The organism is Paraburkholderia sp. Clong3 (genome assembly GCF_050436485.1).
Classification (GTDB): Bacteria; Pseudomonadota; Gammaproteobacteria; order Burkholderiales; family Burkholderiaceae; genus Paraburkholderia; species Paraburkholderia tuberum.
Window position 1 is genome coordinate 945,620 of record NZ_JBNDMH010000002.1, and the last position, 24,239, is coordinate 969,858.

The following is a 24,239-nucleotide window of genomic DNA, read 5'->3' on the forward strand; positions in this document are numbered from 1 at the left end:
TTCCCATGTCATCGACTATGCCATCCCCATTGAAGATCTTTCGTGCTGCCGCGGTCATCGGCGTCGTCGGCCTCGCGGCATGGGGCTGCACGAGGCTGCTCGCGAGCCCGAATACCGAGTCCACCAACGACGCCTACGTCACCGCGGACTTCACGCTCGTCGCGCCGCGCGTCCCGGGTCAGATCACGGACGTACTGGTCAACGACAACGAGGACGTGAAAGCGGGCCAACTGCTCGTGCGCATCGATGACCGCGACTTTCGCGCGGCGCTGATGAGCGCCGAGGCGGAAGTGGTCGCGGCGAAGGCATCGGTGGCGAACTTCGATGCGGAAATTGCGCGTCAGCCGTCGCTGGTCGAGCAGGCGCGCGCGACGCTGCGCGCCGACGACGCATCGATCGGTTTTGCGCGGGCCAACGCGTCGCGCTACCAGAACCTGTCCGACGCCGGCGCGGGGACGGCGCAGGAACAACAACGCGCTTCGAGCACGCTCGCGCAGCAGCTTGCGCAGCAGTCGCACGACCAGGCGGCGTTGCTGGCCACCGAGCAGAATCTGGACGTGCTGCGCACGCAGCGCGACAAGGCCGCGGGCGCGCTGGAACACGCCGAGGCGGCGCTCGAGCAGGCGAAGCTCAACCTGTCGTACACGGAGATCCGCGCACCCGTCGACGGGAAGGTCGGCCGCCGTTCGGCGCGGGTCGGCGCATTCGTGACGCCCGGCGCGCCAGTCCTGGCGATCGTGCCGCTGTCGGACGCGTACGTGGTCGCCAACTTCCAGGAGAGCCAGATCAGCAATATGCGACCGGGCGAAGGCGTACGCGTGACGGTGGATAGCCTGCCCGGCATCGTGATCCGCGGCCGTGTCGATAGCCTCGCGCCGGCGACCGGCGTGAGCTTTGCGCCGATCGCGCCCGACAACGCCACCGGCAACTTCACGAAGGTCGTGCAGCGGGTGCCCGTCAAGATCACGATCGATCGCGGCCAGGCAAGTGCAGCGGCATTGAGCGTGGGGCTCTCGGTCGAAGCGGACGTCGTGGTGGGCCACAGTGGCGAAGCGACGGCCGAGGGAGCGCAAAGAGAATGAACACGAGCAACTACTCTGCGCGCGCGATCGTCGCGGCGCTTCTGACCTGTGTCGCGCTGACGGCATGCACGGTGGGTCCGAATTTCGAACGTCCACAGACGGCCACGCCGCAGGTCTTCGAGCGTACGCAAACCGCGCAGTCGCCGAGCCGGGCGGTGGAAGCCCAGTTCGGTCCGGATTGGTGGACGCTGTTCAACGATCCGGTACTGAACCAGCTGGAAAAGCAGCTGGTCGACGCCAACCTCGACGTGGCCGCGGCCTCCGCGCGTTTGCTGCAAAGCCGGGCCGAGCGGCGCGTTGCCGGCGCCGCCGAATACCCGACGCTCGACGGCGCCGCCTCGTACAACCGCGAACGCGGCAGCCAGAACGGCATCCTGTCGCTGCTCGGCGTCACGCCGACGCAAAGCCAGCCGCAATCGGCTTCCGGCAACGCGCCGCTCGGCGTGGCCCCGTTGCCCGGCTCGGCGGGCTCGCCCGCCTATAACCTGTATCAGGCCGGGTTCGATGCGTCGTGGGAGATCGATCTGTGGGGGCACGTGCGACGCAGCGTCGAAGCGGCGAGCGCGCTGTCCCAGGCCTCGTACGAGGACCGCAACGCGGTGCTGTTGAGAGCGCGCGCGGAACTGGCGCGCGACTATATCGAGCTGCGCGACACGCAGGATCTGCTGCAGATCGCGAGACAGAACCTCGACATCGCCAACGATGTGCTGAAGCTCACGCGGGTTCGCGCGCATGAAGGCGTCACGACCGATCTCGACGTGTCGAACGCTGCCGCACAGGTGGAAAACATCGAAAGCCTGATTCCGACGCTGGAGTCGCACTGCGAGACCACGATCAACGCGATCGGGCTGCTGCTCGGGCAGGAACCCGGTGCGCTGCGGCAGACGCTTGCCGAACCGCGCGAGGTGCCGGTGCTGCCCGCGCAGGTGCCGATCGGCTTCCCGTCCGAGCTCGTGCAGCGCCGGCCCGATATCCGCGAGGCGGAGGCGGACCTGCATGCGGCAACCGCGACCGTCGGCGTCGCGAAGGCCGATTTCTATCCACGCATCACGCTGAACGGCAGCGCGGGGTTTCAGAGTCTTCAACTGTCGAATCTCGCCAGCTGGGCGTCCGGGCAGTTCGTCGTCGGGCCTTCGATTACGTTGCCGATATTCGAGGGAGGCCGTCTGAAGGGCACGCTGCAACTGCGTGAAGCACAACAACAGGAAGCCGCCATCGTCTACCGGCAGACGGTGCTGCGCGCGTGGCGGGAAGTCGACGATTCGCTCGTCACCTACGACGCCGAACAACGCCGCCGCGATCGGCTCGCCACGGCCGTCAGCATGAACGAGCGCGCGCTGGCCGTTGCGCGGGAACGCTACAAGGCGGGCGCGCTCGACTATCTCGACGTGCTGAACGTGCAGCGGCAATTGCTCGAAGCGCAGAGCAATCTGCAGAAGAGCAAAGCCACCGCCGCGACCAATCTGATCACGCTCTGTAAAGCGCTGGGAGGGGGATGGGAGTCGACCTACGGCGGATAACGGGCAACGGGCCGCCCGCCGTTCAATACTGGAACCGGATCGCGGCATGTCGCTGCGAATACCGGAGCGAACGAACAACAAGGAGCTTGTCATGCGCGATTCAACCCATTCAGCCGATAGTGCCGCCACGCCCGCATTCGCATCGCGCGGCAAGATCGTCATGATGGCGATCATCGCCGGCGCGGTGATCACCAACATTTACTGCACGCAGCCGATCCTTCCGCTGATCGCCGCGGGTCTGCGCGTCGACGTGACGACGGTCGATCTCGTCGCCGCCGCGGCACTGCTCGGTTTTTCGAGCGGGCTCGCGTTGCTGCTGCCGCTCGGCGACCGGTTCGATCGCCGCAAGCTGGTGCTGATCCAGATCGCGCTCGCCTGCGTGTTCGGCGTCGCGGCGGCCGTCGCGCCCGGCATCTGGGCGCTCGTCGCGGCGTCGTTCGGCCTCGGCATCGTGAGCTGCGTTCCGCAGCAGCTGGTGCCGTTCGCCGCCGTGATGTCGTTGCCGAGCGAGCGCGGGCGCAACGTCGGCACTGTCGTGAGCGGGATCATGGTCGGCATCCTGAGCGGCCGTACCATCGCCGGCGTGATCGGCGCGGCGTATGGATGGCGCGCGGTGTACGTCGCCGAAGCGGCCTTCATGGTGCCGGTCTGGATCGCGGCCGCGGCGCTGCTGCCGCGCGGCGTGCCGTCGACGAATCTCTCCTATGGGCGCCTGCTCGCTTCGCTGTGGCCGCTCGCGCGGGACAATCGGCCGATCCGCGAATCGATGCTGATCCAGGCCTTGCTGTGGGCCTGCTTCAACGGGTTCTGGGTCAATCTCGCCGCGCTTCTCGCGAGCGGACCGTGGCATCTCGGCAGTGCATGGGCAGGCGGCTTCGGCGTGATCGGCGCGGCCGGCGCGTTCGCCGCTTCACTGGGCGGCAATGCGACCGATCGGGTCGGGTTTCGCAAGGTGATCGGCGCTAGCATCGGCATCGTCACGCTCGCGTATCTGCTGCTGTCGGGCGCGGCGAGCTCGCTGACGCTGTTGATCGTGGGCGTGATCGTGCTCGATATCGGCGTGCAGTCCGGTCTCGTATCGAACCAGACGCGCGCGTTCGCGGTCGATCCGAAAGCGCAGGGCCGTATCAATAGTCTTTATATGACGGCCACCTTTTTCGGCGGTGCTGTCGGCGCGACGGTCAGCGGCTGGTTGATGACACGCTATGGCTGGACGGGCATCGTCGCGTTCGGTATCGCGCTCGGCAGTCTCGCCGCCGCGATTCACTGGATCGGCACGCCTCGCGGGACGGCGGTCGAGGTCCAGGCGAGCCCGGATTGATCGCGAGCCGCCGCCTGGTTCGAACATAGATGACTGGTGAGGTGAAACATGAAGTTCTCGATGAAAACTGAAATCCGTGCAGGTGATGTTACCAGGCTCGAGCATGCGATGAAGTCGGTCGATCCCGACGCGAAAGTCGCGGTCGACGTTGGCACGCAAAGCGTGAGCGTCGACTCGTGGCTGATGCCCGAGGAATTTCTCGTCGCGTTCGACGACGACAACTACGAGGTGGCCATCAAGGAGTGGTGACACGAGCGACGCTCGCGCGCGTATCGCGGAGGGCGGATCGCTAACGCCAGGCATGCGCTGCGGCGCGATTGCCGCCGCCATCCGAAGCCGCTTCGTCGTAACCGACCGCCGCGCCGACGAATGGCCAGGATCCGGCCCATCCTGGCCCATGAACGAACCTTTTGTCCGCGCAAGCCGCGTCGATTGTCGTCAGAATCCAAAGGACCGGTTCCACGCGAGTCAGGTATGAGCAAAAACCCGAAAATTGCCGTGCAGGAAATACAGAAAGCACCGCTTGCCGGTGAATCGATGTCGGGTGCCGACATCATCTTGCGCGTGCTTGGCGAACAGGGCGTCGATACCGTGTTCGGCTATAGCGGCGGCGCGATCCTGCCGACCTACGACGCAGTGTTCCGTTTCAACGAACTGCATGCGGACGATCCGGCGCGGCAGATCAACCTCGTCGTACCCGCCAACGAGCAGGCCGCGGGCTTTATGGCCGCGGGCTATGCGCGCGCCAGTGGCAAAGTAGGCGTTTTCATGGTCACGTCAGGCCCTGGCGCGACGAACGCGGTGACGCCGATCGCCGACTGCAACGGCGATTCGGTCCCGGTCGTGCTGATCTGCGGACAGGTGCCGCGCGCCGCGATAGGCAGTGATGCGTTCCAGGAGGCGCCGGTGTTCAACATCATGTCGGCGTGCGCGAAGCAGGTGTTTCTCGTTACCGATCCGGACAGGCTCGAACAGACGCTGCGCACCGCATTCGAAGTCGCGCGCACCGGGCGCCCCGGCCCCGTCGTCGTGGATGTGCCGAAAGATATCCAGAACTGGACCGGCACGTGGCAGGGACAGGGCACGCTCGCGTTTCGCGGATACTCGGATCGTCTTCGCAAGGTGGCCAAAGGCGCGCATCTCGACGACCGCAAGCGCCGCGACTTTTTCGATCTGCTCGCGCAAAGCCGGCGTCCGCTGCTGTATGTCGGCGGCGGCATCATCACGGCGGGGGCGACCGAGGAACTGCGGGAATTCGCCGAGCGTTACCGGATCCCCGTGGTGCACACGTTGATGGGGCTCGGCACGATATCGGTGAAACACGAACTGGGTCTTGGCATGCTCGGCATGCTCGGCATGCACGGGGCAGCCTGTGCGAACTATGCGGTGGAAGATTGCGATTTTCTGATTGCGGTGGGCGCACGGTTCGACGATCGGGTCGCTGGTGGCCGCCCGCACGCCTTTGCGCCGCGAGCGCGCTACGTCGCGCACATCGATATCGACGAGGCGGAAATCAACAAGGTGAAACGCGCGCACTGGACCCATGTGGGCGATGCGAAGAATGCGTTGCTGTCGCTGATGGAGCACGATGCGCAGGTCGAGGCTCCGTCAGCGTGGCTCGACCACGTCGGCGAACTGAAGCGGCACTACTGCATGAACTACGACCGCAACAGCCCGCTGATCCAGCCGCAGTTCGTCGTCGAAAAACTCAGTGAGATCACGGGCGGCAGGGCCATCGTGACCACCGGCGTTGGCCAGCACCAGATGTGGGCCGCACAGTTCTTCGACTTCGTCGAGCCGCGAAGCTTTCTGAGCTCGGGCAGCATGGGCACGATGGGCTTCGGGCTACCCGCCGCGATCGGCGCGCAGATAGGGCGCCCGGATGCCCTCGTGATCGACATCGATGGTGACGGCAGCATACGCATGAATATCGGCGACCTCGAGACGGCGACCACGTATGGCGTACCGGTCAAAGTGCTGCTGCTCAACCACGTCGGTGACGGGATGATCCGGCAGTGGCAACGCCTCTTTTACGACGGACGCTTATGCGTGAGCGACAAGTCGCTTCATCGGAAGGACTTTGTGATGGCGGCGCAGGCCGACGGGTTCGAGTTCGCGCAGCGCGTCGAATCGCTCGCTGAACTGGAAGAGAAACTCAGGGCGTTCATCGAATTCGCCGGACCGGCGTTCCTCGAAGTCATGATCGACCAGAACGCCGATGTGTTTCCAATGGTCGGGCCGGGACAAAGCTATGCGGAGATGATCACCGGGCCTTTCATCCCGTCTCGCGATCAGCGGGAGGCTGGCGGCAAGCATGCAGTGCGTCAGGCGGCGTCGGATATGTTCTAGGTGAAGTGAGCCGGCTTTGGGCCGGCTCGCGAGGCGTTTGGAGGCGTTTCGAGGCCCGCGCCGCGAAGCCGGAAGGGCATGCGTCACGCGTGGCGCGCGTCGATCAGCGGCGGGCAGGATTTCGGCGATGACGACGATCACGACAGCGGCGTCGGCGGGACCCTGGCTATGCGAGAACGCTGAACGCGCATGTCCCGCTTTGTCGCCGAGCACGGCAGCGAACAGATCCGAAGCGCCGTCGACCACGGCGGGCTGCCCGTAGAATCCATCGGCGGAACTGACGTGCCCCTCGACGCGAACGATGTGATGCAGGCGCTCGAAACCGCCGAGATGGCGCGAGATCTGCGCGAGTACGTTGAGCGCGGCGAGTTGGGCGGCCTTGCGGCCCTCTTCGAGCGTCAGGTTCTCGCCGACACGCCCCGAATAGACCATTTTGCCGTCGGACAGCGGCACCTGTCCCGAGATGAAAAGCAGGTTTCCGGCTTCGCTGACAGCCGTATAGCTGCCCAGCGGCTGCGCAGGAGAGGGCAGTTCGAGACCGAGTTCTGCGAGTTTCTGTTGGACGGACATGGTGGGCTCCTTGAGTGTGGCGGCGTCGCCGATGTCGCCGGCCACGGCGACATAGTCGGCCTCGACGGCCGGTGCGATGGAACGAGCCGTGGCGTGATTGATCCGGCCTGCTGGCCGTTCGAATCGATGGACCCGATGGAGGGCACTGTAGGTGCATCCGCCGCGAATTCGAACACTCACCGTGGACAAAGAGTCTTGCGCCACGAGAACAAATCTCGTGGAACCGTGCGGCTAGAGCCAGCGCCAGATGCCCGCGGGCCAACCGGAGAGCGGGATATGCGCCCAGGTCGCGACGAGCCAGAAAACGACGCCGCCCACCAGCGCGTGCATGCCGAACCCGCCCAGCCGCGCGCGGCCGGCGGCGATCGCCGCGAACGGCAGATAGCTCGTCTTCGATTCCCATGCGGGCCACAGATCGGGTTGCAGCCGCCGTTTCTTGCGGTCCTGGAGCGCGGCACCGACCAGCGCGAGGATGATGATCGCCCCGGCGAGCACGATGTTCCGGGTGACCGGGAACACGGCGATATGGCACAGTCCCCAAAGCGCGAACGACCACATCATCGGGTGACGGGTCACTGCGTACACGCCGCGCGCCGCGTCGGGAAACGCGGTGGGCCGGCCGCCGGTGGGCAACGCCGGGTTGCGGATCAGGGAGCCCATCAGAAGGATCGACGCGATCAGCATGAGCACGGTCACAACTGCCCACAGCGCGTTGCCTGCGGGCCATAGCGGATCGGAGACGGGCGTCCGGTCGTAAGCCATGACCATCCAGCCGAACGTCAGTATCGCAATCAGCGAATAGACGCCCATGGCACCCCGTTCGCCGATTGCCCGGACCATACCCGCCCGCAGCGGATGGGACAGGAGAAAGTGGCTGGCGACAAAAGCGAATGCCGCCACGACGAGTGTGTCGATGCTTTCCATTGGCCCGGCTCCTCAAGTCAGATGATCGGTCGACCGCGTGCATTGCGAGAATACTACTTCGCGCGCCACAACGAATGCAGCGATCGCTTCGCGAGTTTCGATTGCCGCGCGCCGCAAAACCTTGATTGGCAGTGTCGTCGTCGCAATGGCCGGGACACTCGCCATCGCATCGACTGCGCAAGCGGGGCAATGGGCCGCCAACCATCCCCGGCGCGTCGAAGTGAACTACCGTCTTGCCAACCAGAACAATCGCATCCGTCGAGAGGTTCAGGATGGGCAAATGTCGAGAGTCGAGGCTCGTAGTCTGCATAGCGTCAACGCCCCCGAGTATTAGGGACGCCAAACGATTGCGACTGAATCAATGCTCCGGGAACGCAGCTGGTGCTATCTCGAGCGCGGTCGAGCCGCTTGCACAGGGCCGTTCGCGTCTCGTCGACAAGATGCCGGCCGATTTCCTGCATGCCGGGCTGATTCCGCTGATCCTGCCGGGCGCGCGCATCATTCACGCGCGGCGCAACCCGGTCGACACCTGTCTTTCCTGCTACACGAAACTGCTTGCGGGCGATCAGCCGTTCGCTTACGAGCTGACCGAACCCGGCGAGTATTACCGTGACTACGAGCGGCTCATGGCACATTGGCGCAGCGTGCTACCGGCCGGGCGCTTCATCGAGGTCGATTACGAAGCGGTCGTTGATGACCTCGAAGGCGAGGCGCGACGTCTGGTGAATTTTCTCGACCTGCCCTGGGATGACGCTTGTCTGCGCTTCCATGAAAACCGTCGGGTCGTGCGCACCGCCAGTCTTAATCAGGTGCGTCAGCCGATGGACGATACGGCCGACGATTCGCCCATCGTGATTGGCGTGAGCGACACCGGCATCGGCATGACGCCCCAGCAGCAGGAGACGCTATTTCATGCATTTTCCCAGGCCGATTGCCAGGGATGGACGGGTACGCGCTCGCGCGGTGTCTGCGCGACCAAAGCGCGACGGTGCCGATCATCGCCATTACTGCGCAAGTGGGTGCGGAAGAGCGTTTGCGATGCAAGAAGGCCGGAATCGACGAGGTCCTGCTGAAACCCGTCCTGCTTGGCACCCTGGAGGCGACGGTGAGGCGGCTGGTCAAGGAGGCCGGCAAACGCCCCGCAAGTGACACCGCAGCCAGGCTCGACATTTCGCATGGGCGAACGTCAGGGACTGATGCTGTCGAAGGAATGCGTGTACCGCGGGGCTCCGGGTGCCGCGCGCGCAACTTCCGCTGAAGGGGTCTATCAGCCACGTAATCGCCGCGCACCCGGCACGACGGCGTTACGACATCTGACCGGTATTGACAGCCCCTTGCCAGGTCTCTCTAAAGGCTGCCTGGGCTTCTTCAGTCGGGCCACCGGATCACACAGCGGTCACATTGCCTTCCTACACTCGCGTCAGCATTACGTTGTGCTTTCTAAAATAAAACATAAAGCTTTCCTAAATTAGACAATGTTGACGCCATGTCCATCCAAAGACTCATAAGAACGCTTGCCGCTTCCCTGATCGCGGCCGCCATGCTCGCCTCGTGCGGCGGTACCGATTCGTCCACAAACACGTCCACAAGCACGCCCGCCAAGTCGGACTCCGAACAACCCACCCCGGTCAAGCGCTGCGCGCCTTGAGCTACGACCGAGCCTGCAGAAGAACACTCAATGATTTCACGCCGCAAATTTCTGAAAGCCGCTAGTGGCGCCGGCTTTGCCGCTGCCACGCTGGCCAGCTTCCCGCTTAGCATCCGCCGCGCGCTGGCAATTCCCGCCAACAACGCCACCGGCACGATCAAGGACGTCGAGCATGTGATTATCCTGATGCAGGAGAATCGCTCGTTTGACCATTATTTCGGCACGCTCAAGGGCGTACGCGGCTTCGGTGACCGCTTCACCATTCCGCTGGCCAACGGCCGCAAGGTCTGGCAGCAGCAGCGCGGCAACGGCGCTGTACTCACCCCGTATCACCTTGACGGCAGCGCCAACAACGCACAGCGCGCATCGGGCGCCAATCACACGTGGGTGGACAGCCAGAACGCGTGGGACAGCGGCCGTATGTCGAATTGGCCCACCTACAAGACAGATGTCTCGATGAGCTACTTCAAGGAAAAGGAAATCCCGTTTCAGTTCGCGCTGGCCAATGCCTTCACGCTGTGCGATGCGTATCACTGTTCGATGCATACGGGTACCGATGCCAACCGCTCCTTCCACATCACGGGCACGAACGGTCCCACCGCCGCTGGCGTGGCTTTCGTCAACAATGAGTGGGACTACATCGACGGCCTGGCGGCTTCGGTCGATACAGGCTACACCTGGAAGACTTATGCAGAGCGCCTCGAAGATGCGGGCGTGAGCTGGATCTCGTACCAGAACATGCCGGACGAATGGGGTGACAACATGCTGGGCGCCTTCCAGCAATTTCGCCGCGCCAATCTGGCCTCGGGCTTCCCCGTGGCCAGTGGCGGAGCGCCGGGCAATCCCTATGCCGATACCGGGCAGCCCTTGCCCTATCACGCCTACGATGCAGCCGCGGACAACGCAGCCAACCCGCTGTACAAGGGCATCGCGAACACGCTGCCGGGCACCACGCCGGAAAGCTACCTCGATGCGTTCAAGCGCGACATCCGCGAAGGCAGGCTACCGCAGGTCAGCTGGATCAATGCGCCATCGATCTATTGCGAACACCCCGGGCCATCCAGTCCGGTTCAGGGCGCGTGGTTCCTTCAAGAGGTACTCGATGCGCTGACAGCTGTGCCCGAAGTGTGGAGCAAAACCGTGCTGTTGATCAATTTCGACGAAAACGACGGTTACTTCGACCACATGCCCTCGCCGTCGGCGCCGTCACGAAATCCCGATCAGACGTTGGCAGGCAAAACCACACTGTCCGATGACGACATGCGGTTCGAGTACCACGCCTATCCGGCGCCGCAGGGCAGCAAGGACCAGCCCGCGCAGGACGGTCGCGTCTACGGGCCCGGCCCGCGCGTGCCGCTGTACGTGATCTCGCCATGGAGTCGCGGGGGCTGGGTCAATTCGCAGGTCTTCGACCATACGTCGGTGCTGCGCTTCCTGGAAGAGCGCTTTGGTGTGAAGGAGACCAATATCAGCCCGTACCGCCGCGCCGTGTGCGGAGACCTGACTAGCGCCTTCAACTTCAAAACACCCAACAATGAGTTGTTACCCACGCTGAACGGGCGCAGCACCCGGGCCGAGGCCGACCAGTTGCGCAACTCGCAACAGGCCCTGCCAGCCGTGCCGCTGCCGGTGGACATGCAGTTACCGATCCAGGCAAGCGGCACGCGACCCTCTCGCGCGCTACCTTATGAGTTGCACACAAGCGCGCGCTGCGCGGCCAACGGCACTGTCGAATTACTGTTTTCCAATACCGGTACCCAGGCCGCGGTGTTCCATGTGTATGACCGCTACAAGCTGAATCGCGTGCCGCGTCGCTACGTGGTCGAGGACGGTAAGACGCTGGCCGACAGTTGGAACGCGCAGCAGGACAACCTCGGCATGTATGATCTTTGGGTGCTAGGCCCGAACGGTTATCACCGGCATTTCAAAGGCGACCTGAGCCGCCTTGCCGACAGCGGGGTCACGCCGGAAATCCGCGTCTGCTACGACATCGCCAACGGCGACGTTTATGCCGACCTGATGAATACCGGCAAGAGTGCCTGCAACTTCACGATTACGCCGATGGCCTACCGCACCGATGGCCCATGGCAGGTTCAACTGGCAGGCACAGGCATGGACTCGCTTCACTGGGTTCTGGCGTCCAGTGGCCAGTGGTACGACTTTGCTGTGACCTGCGATAGCGATAAGGCGTTCTACCGTCGCTTTGCGGGACGGGTGGAGACCGGCAAGCACTCGGTTAGCGATCCGGCCATGGGCATGAGCGGGACCATGCCTGGTAAGCACTGAGACACTCGATTGGCCTTGATGGAGGGGCAACAAAACCGGCGCTTTCGTGCTGAAGGGTGCCGGTTCCCCACGCGTCTTCAAGACTCGTTCGATGACTTCCAAAGTCTGGCCACCTATGCATGAGCACGACATGCAGACCGACTCTACACACTTGATCGCCGAACGAATGCAGGATTCTCCCAATCCATCGCATCAAGTTCGCTGCGGCGACAAAGCTCCATGGCGGCAGGCGCGTGAACCTCCAGCAGGGGTCGCTTCAGGAAGCGGAAAATAAAGCACGCTTAGCTTCTCAACCCCAAGGACCTGGGTACCCGTTCGCTCAAACGGACGTTCGAACGGCGGCTTTCAGGAAGCGGACGGAGAGAGCGGCAAGAAGCATTGGTCGCCGGCAAAAGCGATAGAATGCCCGCTCTGCAAAAGACAATATTGACGGGGTAGACGGCATGGAGCGGCCGGGCGCGCAGCGTTGGCATGAGCAAACGTTTCCAGGTGTCTTTCGCGGACAACCTGAGAAGGAGCAGGCGCTCCTCCGGATATGCCTGGGCACGGTCGTGTTGATCGGCTATATCGCCGTCGCCGCGCTCCAACGCACGGCCGCCGCGTATGACACCCTGGGCGTGGTTTTCGCATACGTTGTATTCGGCGTGGTGACATACATAGCAGCGACCGCCGCGACAGGTCGGCCGCGCGTTCGATTGACGGTCACCACCATTGCAGACCAGGCGCTTGTCATGACTGCCCTGGCGCTCGGCGGGCGCGTGGCGCTGCCCTTGCTCTGGGTCGTGTTCTGGTTTCTTGTGGGTGCCGGTTGCCGCCACGGCAAGCGGCCGTTGCTACTTTCATGTGCAGTTGCGCTTGCAGGCGTCGTGATTTTGATGCACGTCGAGCCGTGGTGGAGAGAAAACCTCGCGGTGGGATTGGGCATCATGCTCAGCATCGCGGCGACTTCCGTGTACTTGATGGCCCTCGTGCATCGGCTCGAACGGCAGGCTGCGACGGACCCTCTGACAGGACTCAGCAACCGCACTCGCCTCGAGCAGGCGATCGCTAAAGCGACTGCGGCGCGAGACGCCGATAAAGGACAGTCTGTCTTGCTGTTCATCGATCTCGACGGCTTCAAATACGTCAATGACGCTTATGGGCATGCGGTGGGTGATGAACTGTTGCAGTGCTTCGCCAACGGTCTGCAGACACGCATTCGCCGCGGCGATACGGTTGCCCGCCTGGGAGGCGACGAGTTCGCGGTGCTCGCCCGCCACGTGCATGGCGACGCCGGCGCGCGCGCGATTGCCGACGGTATTCACGACATCCTTCATGGGCTTCGAGAGATCGCCGGTCATCCGGTCGCCGTATCGGCCAGCATTGGCGTGCGCATGCTCGGTACCAATAGCGCGGACGGACGTCTTGATGTACACGCCCTGATGCGCCAGGCCGATAGCGCGATGTATCGCGCCAAAGCGAACGGGACGGACAAAACCTCATTCTTCGATGAGACGGGTGCCGGCGTGTAAGCGGATAGGGTTCCCGGCGGTGCCCTGCTCGTGTTGGCGAGCGCATTTGATGCAGGCGCCCGGCCGCGGACGCGGCCGGGCGCGCGTTGCACGACGAAGTGCGCGAAGCGGCCAGCGGGACCGTCGCGCGCTTCGCGGTCGGCTTGACGGATGGCATTTCGAAGCTGGCCGTCCATGCCATTCTTGCGGGCGTGCTGGACACGCCTTCGCTACGGCTGCTCTGCCACGAAGGCGAAGCGGAAGACCTGCTGGCGGAACTGGCGCATCACCATCTGGATCTCGTGCTGTCCAGCCAGCCCGCGCCGCACAACTCGAATCTGCGTCTATCCAGCGAGCGCCTGATCGCTTCGCCGATCGACTGGTACGGGCCGGCCGCCGTGGTGCGAAAAACGCATGTCGATCATTTTCCGCAATGCCTCGCGTCGCGCGGCATGGGCGTGTTTCCGCTCGCGGCGTTCGGCGCCGAGCGCAACGATCCCATGCATCGCGGCTTGCGCTGGCTCGGCCGCTCGCCGGAAGTGAAGGAGGAAATACACGCAATCGTGTCGCGGCGCGGGCGGCATCATCCTTTGACGCAAAAGGTGTTGAGTGCGGCGCATGCGTGAGCGCGTTCGTGATCACGAAAAAGAAGGTTCGGTTTTTCCGAAGCTGCATTTCCGTTATTTCTGCTTTTTCCTCGACGCCTCCTCACCGTACTCTTGAGCCGTACCCACGAAGGAGGTGTCTCATGCAAGTCCTGTTCAAGTCCCGCGACCGTGAAGCCGTCCGTCTGCGCAGCTTCGCGCGCCAACGCATCCGGTTCGTGTTTCGCCGCATGGACTGGCTGATTTCGAAGGCGACCGTCAGCATGTCGGACATCAACGGCCCGCGCGGCGGACTCGACAAACGCTGCCAGGTGCAGGTGCAGACGCCCGATGCGACGCCTGTCGTCGTGACGTCGATCGCAAGAGACTGGCGCGGCGCACTCGATCTCGCGCTGGCCCGCGCGGCGCGTTCGATCATCCGCAGGCAGCAGGCGCGCATCGCGACTCGGGGTCCCCGTGATTTTGATGCCGTTTACCGGGGTAGCGGCCTCCAGGCGCGACAAGGCCTAGCGGACTGCCCCTAAAACAATGCCGCTCGATTCGTTGTGGAAGGCTCGGATAGCAACGCACCGCTGGGCGCTACCTATCACCGGAGCTTGGCGGCCGCCGGGTAATTCGCTTCCTGGCATTGCCATATCGGGCCCCTCAGTCGGTTGCAACCGGCGAACGCGGCGACGAATTGCCGGGACGTCGCCGCGATAAAGGCGAGAAAAGCCGGCAGTACGCTGTTTCGTGGGTATCGACTGCAGTCGCACAATCGGGTCGATGGACGACCTTTGCACGGTTCCATTTCTCGGCTCGCAAGGCGCGATCGGCCCAATGGAACTATCGCATTGCGATCATCGTCAGCGCAGCTGTATCGCGGACGTCGCCGGCGCCTTAGTCGGGTTCCGCCTGCTGGCATTCCGCCTGATACCAACGATCGACCTGACGCTGCGCCGCCTGCGCATCCTCCGGGTAGTGCGGATCGAACCATGGTGATGGGTCGTAGCCCGCTGTCCTCAGGGCCGCCAGTTCGCTCCGGCTTCGCTCAGGGGTGGGAGGGAGGGGCGTTGTTCCTGAGCGCGGCCAGGTCGCGGCATTGCGCAGCGCTTAATGACGGCAAGCTTTGCGATATGCCGCCCGCAGCGCAGCCAGCGAGCGAAAGAATCAACGCAGGAAGCGCCGGCCAGATCTTCGGCGAGTTCTTCATGGCCCAATTTCCTCCAATGAAGCGTTGAAGTTTGATCGGGACTGAGCATTGTCCTTCGAATCAAGCCCACCGTTTTGCTGGAGCCTATTCATTTATCGCCGCTGCTCAATTCGTAGTGCTTATGCGAGTGCGTGGCCATTCGGCCGGGTGCGGCCATCGCCACCCACCGGCACGTGCTCTCACGAGGACATTCGAACGTCGCGTTCACATCGGAAACGGCCCCGCTAAACGTTGAACAGTTCGCTACGCGCCGCGTCCATGATCATCGCGACAGCCGGGTGGCTGATGTGGCGCTCGATAGAGATTGCAAAAAATTCCTCGACGATCGAATTGATCTGCCCGACTATCGTCAGGTTGTGCTCTGTCTGCAACTGGCTTTCGAGCACGGTTGGCGCGAACAGCAGGCCGCGGCCTTCGCGGCCGAATGCCATGGTCATCGCTCCGTCGTCGAACTCGCCGACGATGCGCGGCGAAATGGCGTGCGAGGCGAGCCAGTGATCCAGCTTGCGCCGCACGGCGGATTCCGTGCCGGGCAGTAGCACAGGCAGCTTGTCGAGCGACATCGGGAAGCGTTTTTTGCTGCTTTGAATCAGCGCCTGGGTTGCGAAGCAGCTTAGCGTCGAACGTCCGAGGCGGTGATTGAACGCCTTGATGTTGACGTCGACGGGAATGGGGGCGTCCGCGATGATCAGATCGAGGCGGTGCACGGCCAGTTGCGCGAGCAGCGCGTGCAGTTTGCCTTCGTGGCAGATCATGCGCAGCGACGCCGACGCGCTCAGCGCGGGTTCCAGCAGCCGGTACGCAATCGCCTTGGGGACCGAATCCGCGATCCCGACGCGAAACCGCGTTTGCGCACCGGATTCGCTTTCGCGCCGCACAGCGCTTTCGAGTTCCGAACCTAACGAAAATATCTCGTCGGCGTAGTCGAGCGCGAGGCGCCCCGCATCGGTCAGTTCGAGCGTGCGGCCGGTTTTCCTGAACAGCTTCTTATCCAGCGCCTCTTCGAGAAGCTTGATCTGGCCACTGAGCGTTTGCGGCGTGATGTGCAACTGCTCGCCCGCGCGCACGATGCCGCCCGCGCGAGCCGCGACCCAAAAGTAATAGAGATGCTTGAAATTCACGAACCCTCCACCGATTACGGAAAGATATGTTTTTCTCGAAGTATCAACAATGAAAATACGAATTTTATGTTGGCATGGGTTCTGTTAGATTGAGACCTCGCCCCGAAGCGTCGGCGGGCGTTTCATGAAGCTGACAGAGGTGACATATGGCATCGGTTGCAGAATTGCTGCGTGCGAAAGCTTCCCGGACAGTGTGGTCGATCGAGGCATCCGCTTCGGTTTGCAACGCGATATCGATCATGGCTCACAGGGAGGTTGGAGCGCTCATCGCCGTGCACGACGGGCGCATAGCCGGCATCGTGACGGAGCGCGATTACGCCCGGAAGATCGTTCTGATGGAACGCTCGTCAACGAATACGCCTGTGCGCGACATCATGTCGACGGCGGTGCGTTATGTCAGCCCGAAGCAGACGACGGACGAGTGCATGGCGATCATGACAGAACATCGGATTCGCCATCTGCCTGTGATCAGCGCAGGGCAGGTGACAGGAATGGTGTCGATCGGCGACCTGATCAAGAACCTGATTTCCGAGCAGGAACACACCATCCGGCAACTGGTGCACTACATCCACGGCAACGGTTTTCACGCCGCTTTTGATGGATCGAAGGCACAACCGGCGGCGAGCTTGCGTAGCTAAAAATATTACTGTTCGTAATGTATTCGTGCGCGCAAATGGAGCGCGTTGCGGGCAGTTTCGCGACTCATCGAAAGAGGTTTTTATGTACACGCAAATCATCAACAAATTACGACGTGCTGCCGGTGCAGTCACGCGCGGGACGGCCGCGCTCGGTCTGGCGGGGCTGCTGGCGCTGGGCGCCGTGGCGTCGACCGACGCCGAGGCGAAGCGCGTAGGCGGGAGTCAAAGCATCGGGCGGCAGTCGCAGACGGCGTCGCCGTCTGGACCAGCGCAGCAAGGCCAACAGGCACAGCCGGCACAACAGGCCGCGCAGGCGCCAGCTGCGGCAGCGGGTAACCGCTGGATGGGCCCGCTGGCTGGTCTCGCTGCGGGCCTTGGGATTGCAGCATTACTGTCGTCGTTTGGCCTGGGCGAAGGGCTGGCGCAGATGCTGTCGAATGCGTTGCTGATCGGGGCGGTGATTTTCGCCGGCGTGATGCTATTCCGCTTTATCGCCAACCGGCGTCGTCCGGATCTTGCCTATGGACACGGTCCCGTGAACCGCCAGCAAACGAACGGCTCACGGTTTCTGAATCAGATCCCGCAAGCGCGGCCTGAAGCGAACTTGCGGGGCTGGCCGAACGCGGCGATGGGTTCGACGGGAGCAGCGGACACGGAGAGGACAACGGGACGACCACTCGAGCAAGATCAGGCGGCGTTTCTTGTATCGGCAAAGACCTTGTTCATGCGCCTTCAAGGCGCATGGGACCGGAACGAGCAGGGTGACCTGTTCGAATTGACGACGCCGGAGATGTTCGCGCAAATCAAGCGGGATCTCGAAGCTCGGGGTCGCCAGGTGAGTCATACGGAAGTCACGCAACTTGACGCGGAAGTGCTTGGCACAGAACGCAATGCGGATGAAACGCTGGTTAGCGTTCGCTTTTACGGTCAAATGCGGGAAGACGATGCGCCGACTGCCCAGCCGTTCCAGGAAGTCTGGAACATGGTCAGCGACGCACGTGGCAACCAGGCGTGGCGACTGGCCGGCATTCAGCAAATTGACGGATGAGAGCGTAGTTGAAACCGGCAGCGGCCTGCTGCCGGTTACTCGTGAGGGTGGTGCGCGCCGCGGAACTACCTGAGACCAACCTTTCGCCAGCGACCGTGCGTGAGAAAGTCGAGCGCCACTTGCGGAGTGGTGAACGCTGGGCGCATGAGGCGATGGTCGGCCACGAACGGTCCTTCGCAGTCGGTTGGCGAACGTCTGCTGATGAGCTATCAGTCGCCACTTGGCGAAGCGACGGCGACCGATGATTCGCCGGACGAGCCAGCTTCATTTTCAAGCGCTGTTTCGGGAGTGGGCAGCAGGCAACTCGCACCAGATCCGGAGAATTCCCGGCGCGATTCATCGATCAGTTATATCGAGTAACACCTGTAATCCAGTATGAAACCTTCTTTTCCATGACTCGGACTAGACTGGTCTGGCCTTTTCCCCCGGCAGCGCTTCGTGTTTTTCTCCGCTCGGCCCGCGCCTCCTCAACGTGGGCCAATTTTTTGAACCAGCGTACCCAACGGTAAAACGGCTGCCCGCTGCAAGCGGTTGCGAACCGCACGTATATTGAAGGAGACGTAAATTGAAAGCACGTCCGACAGCCCGTAATGCCGGTTTGCTCATGCACATTCTTGCCGTGAGTGCGGCGGTGGGCGCAGCCATGATGTCGATCGGGCCGATGGCTTTCGCGCAAGCCAGTTCACCCGTTAGTAGCAGCGTGTTCATCCACCGGTCGTTCGATACGGGCAATAGCGCGGTTAATGAAAACTTTCAGTACATCGCGCATCCGCCAATGCGGCCGGTGGCGGCGAGCGAGCCCACCGTGGTACGCAGTTCGCACCGAGGCCATCGCGGGCAAACGGGAGCGACGGGCAGCGGCACGAACAACGCAGCAGCAGTGCCACTACCGCAGATGCCAGCGGACGCACCATCTAACGCGCCAGTTTCGCAGTAGCGCTTTTTCATCAGATCAGGCCAGGCACCGTGACTGGCGATCGATCGCGGGCTCGTGCCTTCAACCGAGAGGTGATGTGGCGTTCGCGGCTGCGACCGCCCGCTGCTGGACCAAGTGCGGTCGCTCAACGGTAGGAGTCGAAAGGCAGTCACGGGTCGATGCCGGCCTCTCGTTGCCACGCACGCCGCTCGCTCAACATACGCAATCACCGATCCAGGCACGACGCCGACAGCCACGTCGGTCCCGCCGATGCCCCACCTTTCTGGCCTAAAATATCTCAAAAGAGCATCCGCCCGGGGGCATCATGAAAGCACTTATCGTTGCTGCGACATTGACGGCTGGCTGTTCCCTCGCCGACGCGCAGACTTACGCGCAGGAAGCGCTGGCTGACCAAAGCATGGGGGCCTATAGAGCGCAATTGGAAGCGCAGAAGCAACAGATCGAACTCCAGAACGAACAACTCCAATTACTGAAACAACAGCGCGACCTGGATTTGGTGAGGCAGCAGCGCGAACTGAATTCGCTGAGACAACAGCGCCAATTCGACTTGCTGAGACAGCGGCGCTAGATCGCTGTGAGGCGCGGCACCCGCCTCAAGATCCGGCTTGGCAACGGCCATTGCAGCGCCGAACGCTCAGTCTGTGTGGCGCCACTGGAGGGCATCAGGCGTTGAAGTCCTATACGCAAGTAAAGCATTCCTGCTCGCGCCAGCCGAACGTCGCGACCGAGATCGTGTTCGAAGCGGGGAAGAACTGCTTGTAATATCGATCGAGGGCAGCGGGGCGGATCAGCGCAAATGTCCCCGCCGAAGGTCGCTCTCGCGCGCGGCGACCGCTCACATGACGTGGACGAGATTAATGTAACTGCTTCTTCAGATCGCTCAGTTCGGCGGGGGATGGGCAAAAATAGCCTTCCACCTCGCCCCGACGGCCATAGCCATAAGTAAAGCGGACCCATCATCGGCTTTTTTATTGCTTTACCCGCTCCTCGTTCTAACCGACAGTAACCTCAGCGCGCCGCCACGGCAGCTTGCAGCCGAAACGCGATTGATCAGTGCTGACGGCTACCGACGACAATGATGACCTGCATTGCAGCAAATCTGCGGGTCCGGGAGACGAGACGATGAGTCATGTGGAAGCTTAATCAACTATCGGCTTACGAAGTCAGGGCCATTCACTTCGGGCAACGCACGGCCGGCCCGGCCATGGGCATATCACTTTGCCGCTATCTCTGTTAATGACGCTGGATTTATTGCGTCATCGCGATGCACGCCTGCAGGGACCTCTCGAACAGGTGATGCCTAACTGGGAATTAACGAACACCGAAAACTATACCGCTCCGGCAAGTTTCACCATTCCCAATATCAAAGATATCGATGTTTTATTATCTAAATTATCAAAAAGACAAGGCATCGAGACGAAGACTTCAATTAATGATTAGATCCCGGATTGCTTCTTATATTTAACCGTCATTCATACTGGATTCGATATGTCTAACCATGTGATTTTGCCGCGCATCCTCCAGGTCGGCGCCAACGCCAGCGAGACAGTTCCCACGGTTCTGGCGACTCTCGGCTGCAGTCGACCTCTGATCATCACCGACAAGATGATGGTGCAGCTGGGCTATGCCGGGCGCATTCAGGAAAATCTCGCCGCCAATGGCATGACAGCCGAAATTTTCGCTGATACGGTCCCCGAGCCCACGGTTGACTCGATTCGAGCTGGCGTGGAGAAGGCTCGCGCAGGAGACTACGACAGTATCATTGCACTGGGCGGCGGCAGTCCGATCGACAGCGCCAAGGCGATTGGCATTCTTGCCAGGCATGGTGGAGAAATGCGCGACTATAAATTTCCGCGGGTTGTTACCGAGGTTGGGTTGCCCATTATCGCGGTGCCCACCACTGCGGGAACCGGCTCGGAAGTGACCCGTTTCACGATCATCACTGACGAGCAGAACGACGAAAAAATGCTCTGTGTGGGCATCGGCTTCATGCCCGTGGCAGCCTTGGTCGACTACGACCTGACCCTCAGCCTGCCGCCGCGCGTCACCGCCGATACGGGTATTGATGCGCTGACCCACGCGATCGAGGCCTACGTCAGCCGGAAAGCCAACCTGTACAGCGACAGTCAGGCCTTGGCGGCCATGCGCTTGATTGGCCCCAATCTGCGTAAAGCCTATCGATCCGGCCAGGATACAGCCGCCCGCGAAGCCCTGATGCTCGGTTCGACGCTCGCGGGTGTGGCGTTCTCCGCTGCATCCGTGGCGCTGGTACACGGCATGAGTCGACCGATCGGCGCTTTTTTCCACGTTCCCCATGGCCTGTCCAACGCCATGCTGCTGCCCAGTGTGACCGCGTTCTCGATCCCGGCGGCGGAAGAACGCTACGCTGATTGCGCTCGTGCCATGGGCGTGGCCGACAGGCAGGACAGTACGCAGACCGCCAATGCCAGGTTGCTCGCTGAATTGCGGTCGATCAACGCTGACCTTCAGGTGCCGACGCCCGAACAATTTGGTATCGACCGCGAGCGCTTCTTCAGCTTAATGCCGACCATGGCACAGCAGGCTCTGGCCTCTGGCTCGCCTGGCAATAACCCACGCGTGCCCTCGGTCGCGGAAATGGTCGAGCTCTACCGCGATCTCTGGTAAGCGAATTCCCCCTCAAAAAAACCGCATCTGATCTGTCGAAGTGACGGTCATTCAGATGCAACAACAACTCTTGCCATCGGAAGGCAAAACCCTATTCCAATCGCCCGTTTTTGCGGCACTTAGAACCTGTTCCAATCCCAGCAAGGAGTATGAAATGCAGCCTTTCAACGACGACGCAGACGTGGTTCACTTCATCAACGGTCGCCGCGTGCCTGGCTCAGGCACTCGAAAGCAGCCGATATTCAACCCCGCGACCGGTTCTCATGCACGCATGGTGCACCTCGGCGACGCGTCCGACGTAAGTGCCGCAGTAGCGTCAGGGACACGGGCATTCCAGGGATGGAGCAATACGCCACCCATCCGTCGCGCGCGCGTCATGCGCCGCTTTCTCGAACTGATGAACCAGCACAAGGACGAGCTGGCAGCGATCATGACGGCCGAGCATGGAAAAGTGTTCAGCGATGCGCAAGGCGAAGTAGCACGGGGCATTGATGTGATCGAGTTTGCCTGCGGCATCCCGCAATTGCTGAAGGGCGACCATACGGAACAGGTGTCGACCGACATCGACAACTGGACGACCCGGCAACCCCTCGGCGTTGTCGCGGGAATCACGCCTTTCAACTTTCCGTGCATGGTTCCTTGCTGGATGTTTCCGATCGCGATCGCCGCAGGCAATGCGTTCATTCTGAAGCCCAGCGAGCGTGATCCGTCAGCTTCGCTCTACATGGCCCGCCTGCTGCAGGAAGCCGGGTTGCCTGACGGAGTGTTCAACGTCGTTCAGGGGGACAAGGTAGTCGTGGACGCACTACTCGAACATCCTGACGTAAAAGCGATCAGTTTCGTCGGTTCGACGCCGATTGCCAACTACATCTACGAGACGGGGGCAAAGCACGGAAAACGGATCCAGGCGCTTGGCGGAGCGAAGAATCACATGGTTGTGATGCCCGACGCTGACATTGATCAAGCCGTCGACGCTTTGGTCGGCGCAGGCTACGGCTCCGCGGGGTGAACGGTGCATGGCGATCTCGGTCGCAGTCCTCGTAGGCGACGTTGGGGACAAGCTGATTCCGCGGCTCGCTGATCGAGCACGCTCCGTAATAGTAAAGAACGGCATGGAGGCCGACGCCGAGATGGGGCCGATCGTCACACGTCAGGCGCTGGAGCGCATTGAAAACTACATCGCGATTGGCGTCGAAGAAGGCGCGTCGCTGGTTGTCGATGGACGTGGCCTCAAAGTTCCGGGGCACGAGGAAGGCTTTTTTACCGGTGCCACGTTGTTCGACCACGTCACACCCGAGATGCGCATCTATCAAGAGGAAATCTTCGGACCGGTGCTGTCCTGCGTCCGTGCGAAGGACTTTACAGAGGCCGTCGACCTGGTCAACGCGCACGAATTCGGCAATGGCGTCGCCTGTTACACTCGCGACGGACACATCGCGCGCGAGTTCGGCCGGAGAATTGAGGTTGGAATGGTTGGCATCAACGTACCGATCCCGGTACCGATGGCGTGGCACGGATTTGGCGGCTGGAAGCGTAGCTTGTTCGGGGACACGCACGCGTATGGCGAGGAAGGCGTCCGGTTCTATACGCGTCAGAAGTCAATCATGCAACGCTGGCCGGAGAGTATCGAGCAAGGTGCCGAATTCGCGATGCCGACGGCGAGGTAGTCTTTCCACTGCAAAACCCGCTACAGCTCCCGTGCTGCCACACCCCGGCACGGGAGAGCACACCACCGGTCCTGAAGTCGCAGGCCTTCAAATCCGAACGGAAGCGCCCGACATCATGCGTCGCGGCGAATGTCGACAACCGTTCGACCGCTCAGCTTTCCATCCATCATTTGCACGGCTGCCTCCGGCACGTCGTGCAACGCTATCAGGTGCGTGAGTTCGGCAAGCTTTGCTCGATCCAGATCCGCAGCGAGCCGATTCCACGCTATCTGACGATGAGCGATCGGACACATGACCGAGTCAATGCCCAGCAGTTTTATACCGCGCAGAATGAAAGGCGCAACGTTCGCCGGGAACTCCATGCCTTGCGCGAGACCACACGCCGTCACGACGCCGCCATATTTCGTCTGTGCGCATGCGTTGGCAAGCGTATGCGAGCCGACAGAATCCACAACCGCCGCCCAGCGCTCTTTCTGCAACGGCTTGCCGGCTGTCGACAGCGTGTCCCGATCGACCACATCGGCGGCGCCGATACGCCTCAGAAAATGCGCCTGCTCCGGCTTGCCCGTCGACGCCACGACCGTAAATCCCCAACTGCTCAATAGCGAGATTGCCACGCTGCCCACCCCGCCACTCGCGCCGGTCACGAGCACTTCACCGTCGGCCGGCTTGACACCGGCCTGTTCCAGCGCAAGGCAGGATAGCATCGCCGTGTAACCGGCCGTCCCGATTGCCATGCTTTCGGCCGTTGATAGTCCCTGCGGTACCGCAATCAGCCAGTCGGCCTTCAGGCGGGCCTTCTCTGCGAGGCACCCCCAGTGTGTTTCGCCGAGGCCCCATCCGTTGACGAGGACAATATCGCCCGCTTTCCAGCGAGAATCTGTCGATGTCACCACCTCGCCGGCGCCATCGATACCCGCGACCATTGGCCAGGCGCGCACGACCGGACCGCGGTTCGTGACCGCTAGCGCGTCCTTGTAGTTAAGCGTCGAGTGCGCGATACGAATGAGCACTTCGCCGGCTGCGAGGGGATGCTCATCGAGGGTTCGGTCATCGAGGCTGGTAACCCCGGCCGAAAAACCGTTGTCATTCTGCTGCAGATAAAGGGCTGAAAAAGCCATGCTTGTCCTCTCTGACGGTGAACGCAGGCGGGCAGGCAAGGCGAAATGGTACATCCGGACAACATAAACCATGC

At 62.1% G+C, this 24,239-nt stretch carries 18 protein-coding genes and 5 pseudogenes; 18 read left to right on the forward strand and 5 right to left on the reverse strand.

Going from position 1 to position 24,239, the window contains the following annotated elements:
* The first annotated feature begins 5 nt into the window (after positions 1-5).
* From OKW30_RS08615 to ilvB, 5 genes are all read left to right on the forward strand, one after another.
* Positions 6-1,082: an HlyD family secretion protein gene (locus OKW30_RS08615; protein ID WP_429346505.1), complete on the forward strand. Its 1,077-nt coding sequence runs from the start codon at positions 6-8 to the stop codon at positions 1,080-1,082.
* Positions 1,079-2,602 carry an efflux transporter outer membrane subunit gene (locus OKW30_RS08620; RefSeq protein ID WP_429346506.1) on the forward strand — a complete coding sequence of 508 codons (1,524 nt, stop codon included), beginning with the start codon at positions 1,079-1,081 and terminating at the stop codon, positions 2,600-2,602. Before OKW30_RS08615 ends, OKW30_RS08620 begins: the two co-directional genes overlap by 4 nt.
* Positions 2,603-2,693: 91 nt before the next feature.
* Positions 2,694-3,923: an MFS transporter gene (locus OKW30_RS08625; RefSeq protein WP_429293080.1), complete on the forward strand. Its 1,230-nt coding sequence runs from the start codon at positions 2,694-2,696 to the stop codon at positions 3,921-3,923.
* A 48-nt stretch (positions 3,924-3,971) separates the two neighbouring features.
* Complete coding sequence (locus OKW30_RS08630) at positions 3,972-4,172, forward strand: copper chaperone (protein WP_429346507.1); 201 nt, start codon at positions 3,972-3,974, stop codon at positions 4,170-4,172.
* 225 nt (positions 4,173-4,397) lie between these two features.
* On the forward strand, positions 4,398-6,272 hold the full coding sequence (gene ilvB, locus OKW30_RS08635; protein ID WP_429346508.1) for a biosynthetic-type acetolactate synthase large subunit: 1,875 nt from the start codon (positions 4,398-4,400) through the stop codon (positions 6,270-6,272).
* A gap of 108 nt (positions 6,273-6,380) precedes the next feature.
* Here the strand turns inward: ilvB and OKW30_RS08640 are convergent.
* A pseudogene (locus OKW30_RS08640) lies at positions 6,381-6,842 on the reverse strand (RidA family protein); the annotation flags it as partial.
* A 231-nt stretch (positions 6,843-7,073) separates the two neighbouring features.
* Entirely contained in the window at positions 7,074-7,766 is a 693-nt protein-coding gene (locus tag OKW30_RS08645; RefSeq protein ID WP_184065774.1) for an NnrU family protein, read from the reverse strand.
* Between the two features lie 383 nt (positions 7,767-8,149).
* Here OKW30_RS08645 and OKW30_RS08650 point away from each other — a divergent pair.
* The 6 genes and pseudogenes from OKW30_RS08650 to OKW30_RS08675 form a co-directional block, all read left to right on the forward strand.
* Positions 8,150-8,602, forward strand: a pseudogene (locus OKW30_RS08650) (sulfotransferase family protein); the annotation flags it as partial.
* A gap of 104 nt (positions 8,603-8,706) precedes the next feature.
* Positions 8,707-9,024 (forward strand): response regulator, encoded by a 318-nt coding sequence (locus tag OKW30_RS08655; RefSeq protein ID WP_429346509.1) that lies wholly within the window; start codon positions 8,707-8,709, stop codon positions 9,022-9,024.
* Positions 9,025-9,444: 420 nt separating this feature from the next.
* A complete protein-coding gene (locus OKW30_RS08660; protein ID WP_429346510.1) occupies positions 9,445-11,700 on the forward strand; it encodes a phosphocholine-specific phospholipase C in 2,256 nt (751 codons plus the stop codon).
* 443 nt (positions 11,701-12,143) lie between these two features.
* The gene (locus OKW30_RS08665; RefSeq protein WP_429346511.1) at positions 12,144-13,211 is read left to right on the forward strand and encodes a diguanylate cyclase domain-containing protein; all 1,068 of its coding nucleotides are present in this window, start codon (positions 12,144-12,146) and stop codon (positions 13,209-13,211) included.
* 77 nt (positions 13,212-13,288) lie between these two features.
* A pseudogene (locus tag OKW30_RS08670) lies at positions 13,289-13,816 on the forward strand (LysR family transcriptional regulator); the annotation flags it as partial.
* A gap of 122 nt (positions 13,817-13,938) precedes the next feature.
* A complete protein-coding gene (locus OKW30_RS08675; RefSeq protein ID WP_429346512.1) occupies positions 13,939-14,319 on the forward strand; it encodes an HPF/RaiA family ribosome-associated protein in 381 nt (126 codons plus the stop codon).
* A 355-nt stretch (positions 14,320-14,674) separates the two neighbouring features.
* Here the strand turns inward: OKW30_RS08675 and OKW30_RS08680 are convergent.
* Together OKW30_RS08680 and nhaR are read right to left on the reverse strand one after the other, a co-directional pair.
* Positions 14,675-14,987, reverse strand: a pseudogene (locus tag OKW30_RS08680) (hypothetical protein).
* 224 nt (positions 14,988-15,211) lie between these two features.
* Entirely contained in the window at positions 15,212-16,108 is an 897-nt protein-coding gene (nhaR, locus tag OKW30_RS08685; RefSeq protein WP_184072707.1) for a transcriptional activator NhaR, read from the reverse strand.
* Positions 16,109-16,254: 146 nt separating this feature from the next.
* On the opposite strand from nhaR, the gene OKW30_RS08690 reads away from it, so the two are divergent.
* The 7 genes and pseudogenes from OKW30_RS08690 (at position 16,255) to OKW30_RS08720 (ending at position 23,044) form a co-directional block, all read left to right on the forward strand.
* Entirely contained in the window at positions 16,255-16,746 is a 492-nt protein-coding gene (locus OKW30_RS08690) for a CBS domain-containing protein (RefSeq protein WP_429346513.1), read from the forward strand.
* Positions 16,747-16,828: 82 nt separating this feature from the next.
* A complete protein-coding gene (locus OKW30_RS08695; RefSeq protein WP_429346514.1) occupies positions 16,829-17,794 on the forward strand; it encodes a Tim44 domain-containing protein in 966 nt (321 codons plus the stop codon).
* A gap of 565 nt (positions 17,795-18,359) precedes the next feature.
* A complete protein-coding gene (locus OKW30_RS08700) occupies positions 18,360-18,731 on the forward strand; it encodes a hypothetical protein (protein ID WP_429333500.1) in 372 nt (123 codons plus the stop codon).
* A gap of 304 nt (positions 18,732-19,035) precedes the next feature.
* The gene (locus tag OKW30_RS08705; RefSeq protein ID WP_429346515.1) at positions 19,036-19,299 is read left to right on the forward strand and encodes a hypothetical protein; all 264 of its coding nucleotides are present in this window, start codon (positions 19,036-19,038) and stop codon (positions 19,297-19,299) included.
* A gap of 668 nt (positions 19,300-19,967) precedes the next feature.
* On the forward strand, positions 19,968-20,171 hold the full coding sequence (locus OKW30_RS08710) for a hypothetical protein (protein WP_429346516.1): 204 nt from the start codon (positions 19,968-19,970) through the stop codon (positions 20,169-20,171).
* 48 nt (positions 20,172-20,219) lie between these two features.
* Positions 20,220-21,377: an iron-containing alcohol dehydrogenase gene (locus OKW30_RS08715; RefSeq protein ID WP_429346517.1), complete on the forward strand. Its 1,158-nt coding sequence runs from the start codon at positions 20,220-20,222 to the stop codon at positions 21,375-21,377.
* Between the two features lie 154 nt (positions 21,378-21,531).
* Positions 21,532-23,044, forward strand: a pseudogene (locus tag OKW30_RS08720) (CoA-acylating methylmalonate-semialdehyde dehydrogenase).
* A 113-nt stretch (positions 23,045-23,157) separates the two neighbouring features.
* Here the strand turns inward: OKW30_RS08720 and OKW30_RS08725 are convergent.
* The gene (locus OKW30_RS08725; RefSeq protein ID WP_429346518.1) at positions 23,158-24,165 is read right to left on the reverse strand and encodes an MDR family oxidoreductase; all 1,008 of its coding nucleotides are present in this window, start codon (positions 24,163-24,165) and stop codon (positions 23,158-23,160) included.
* Between the last annotated feature and the right edge of the window lie 74 nt (positions 24,166-24,239).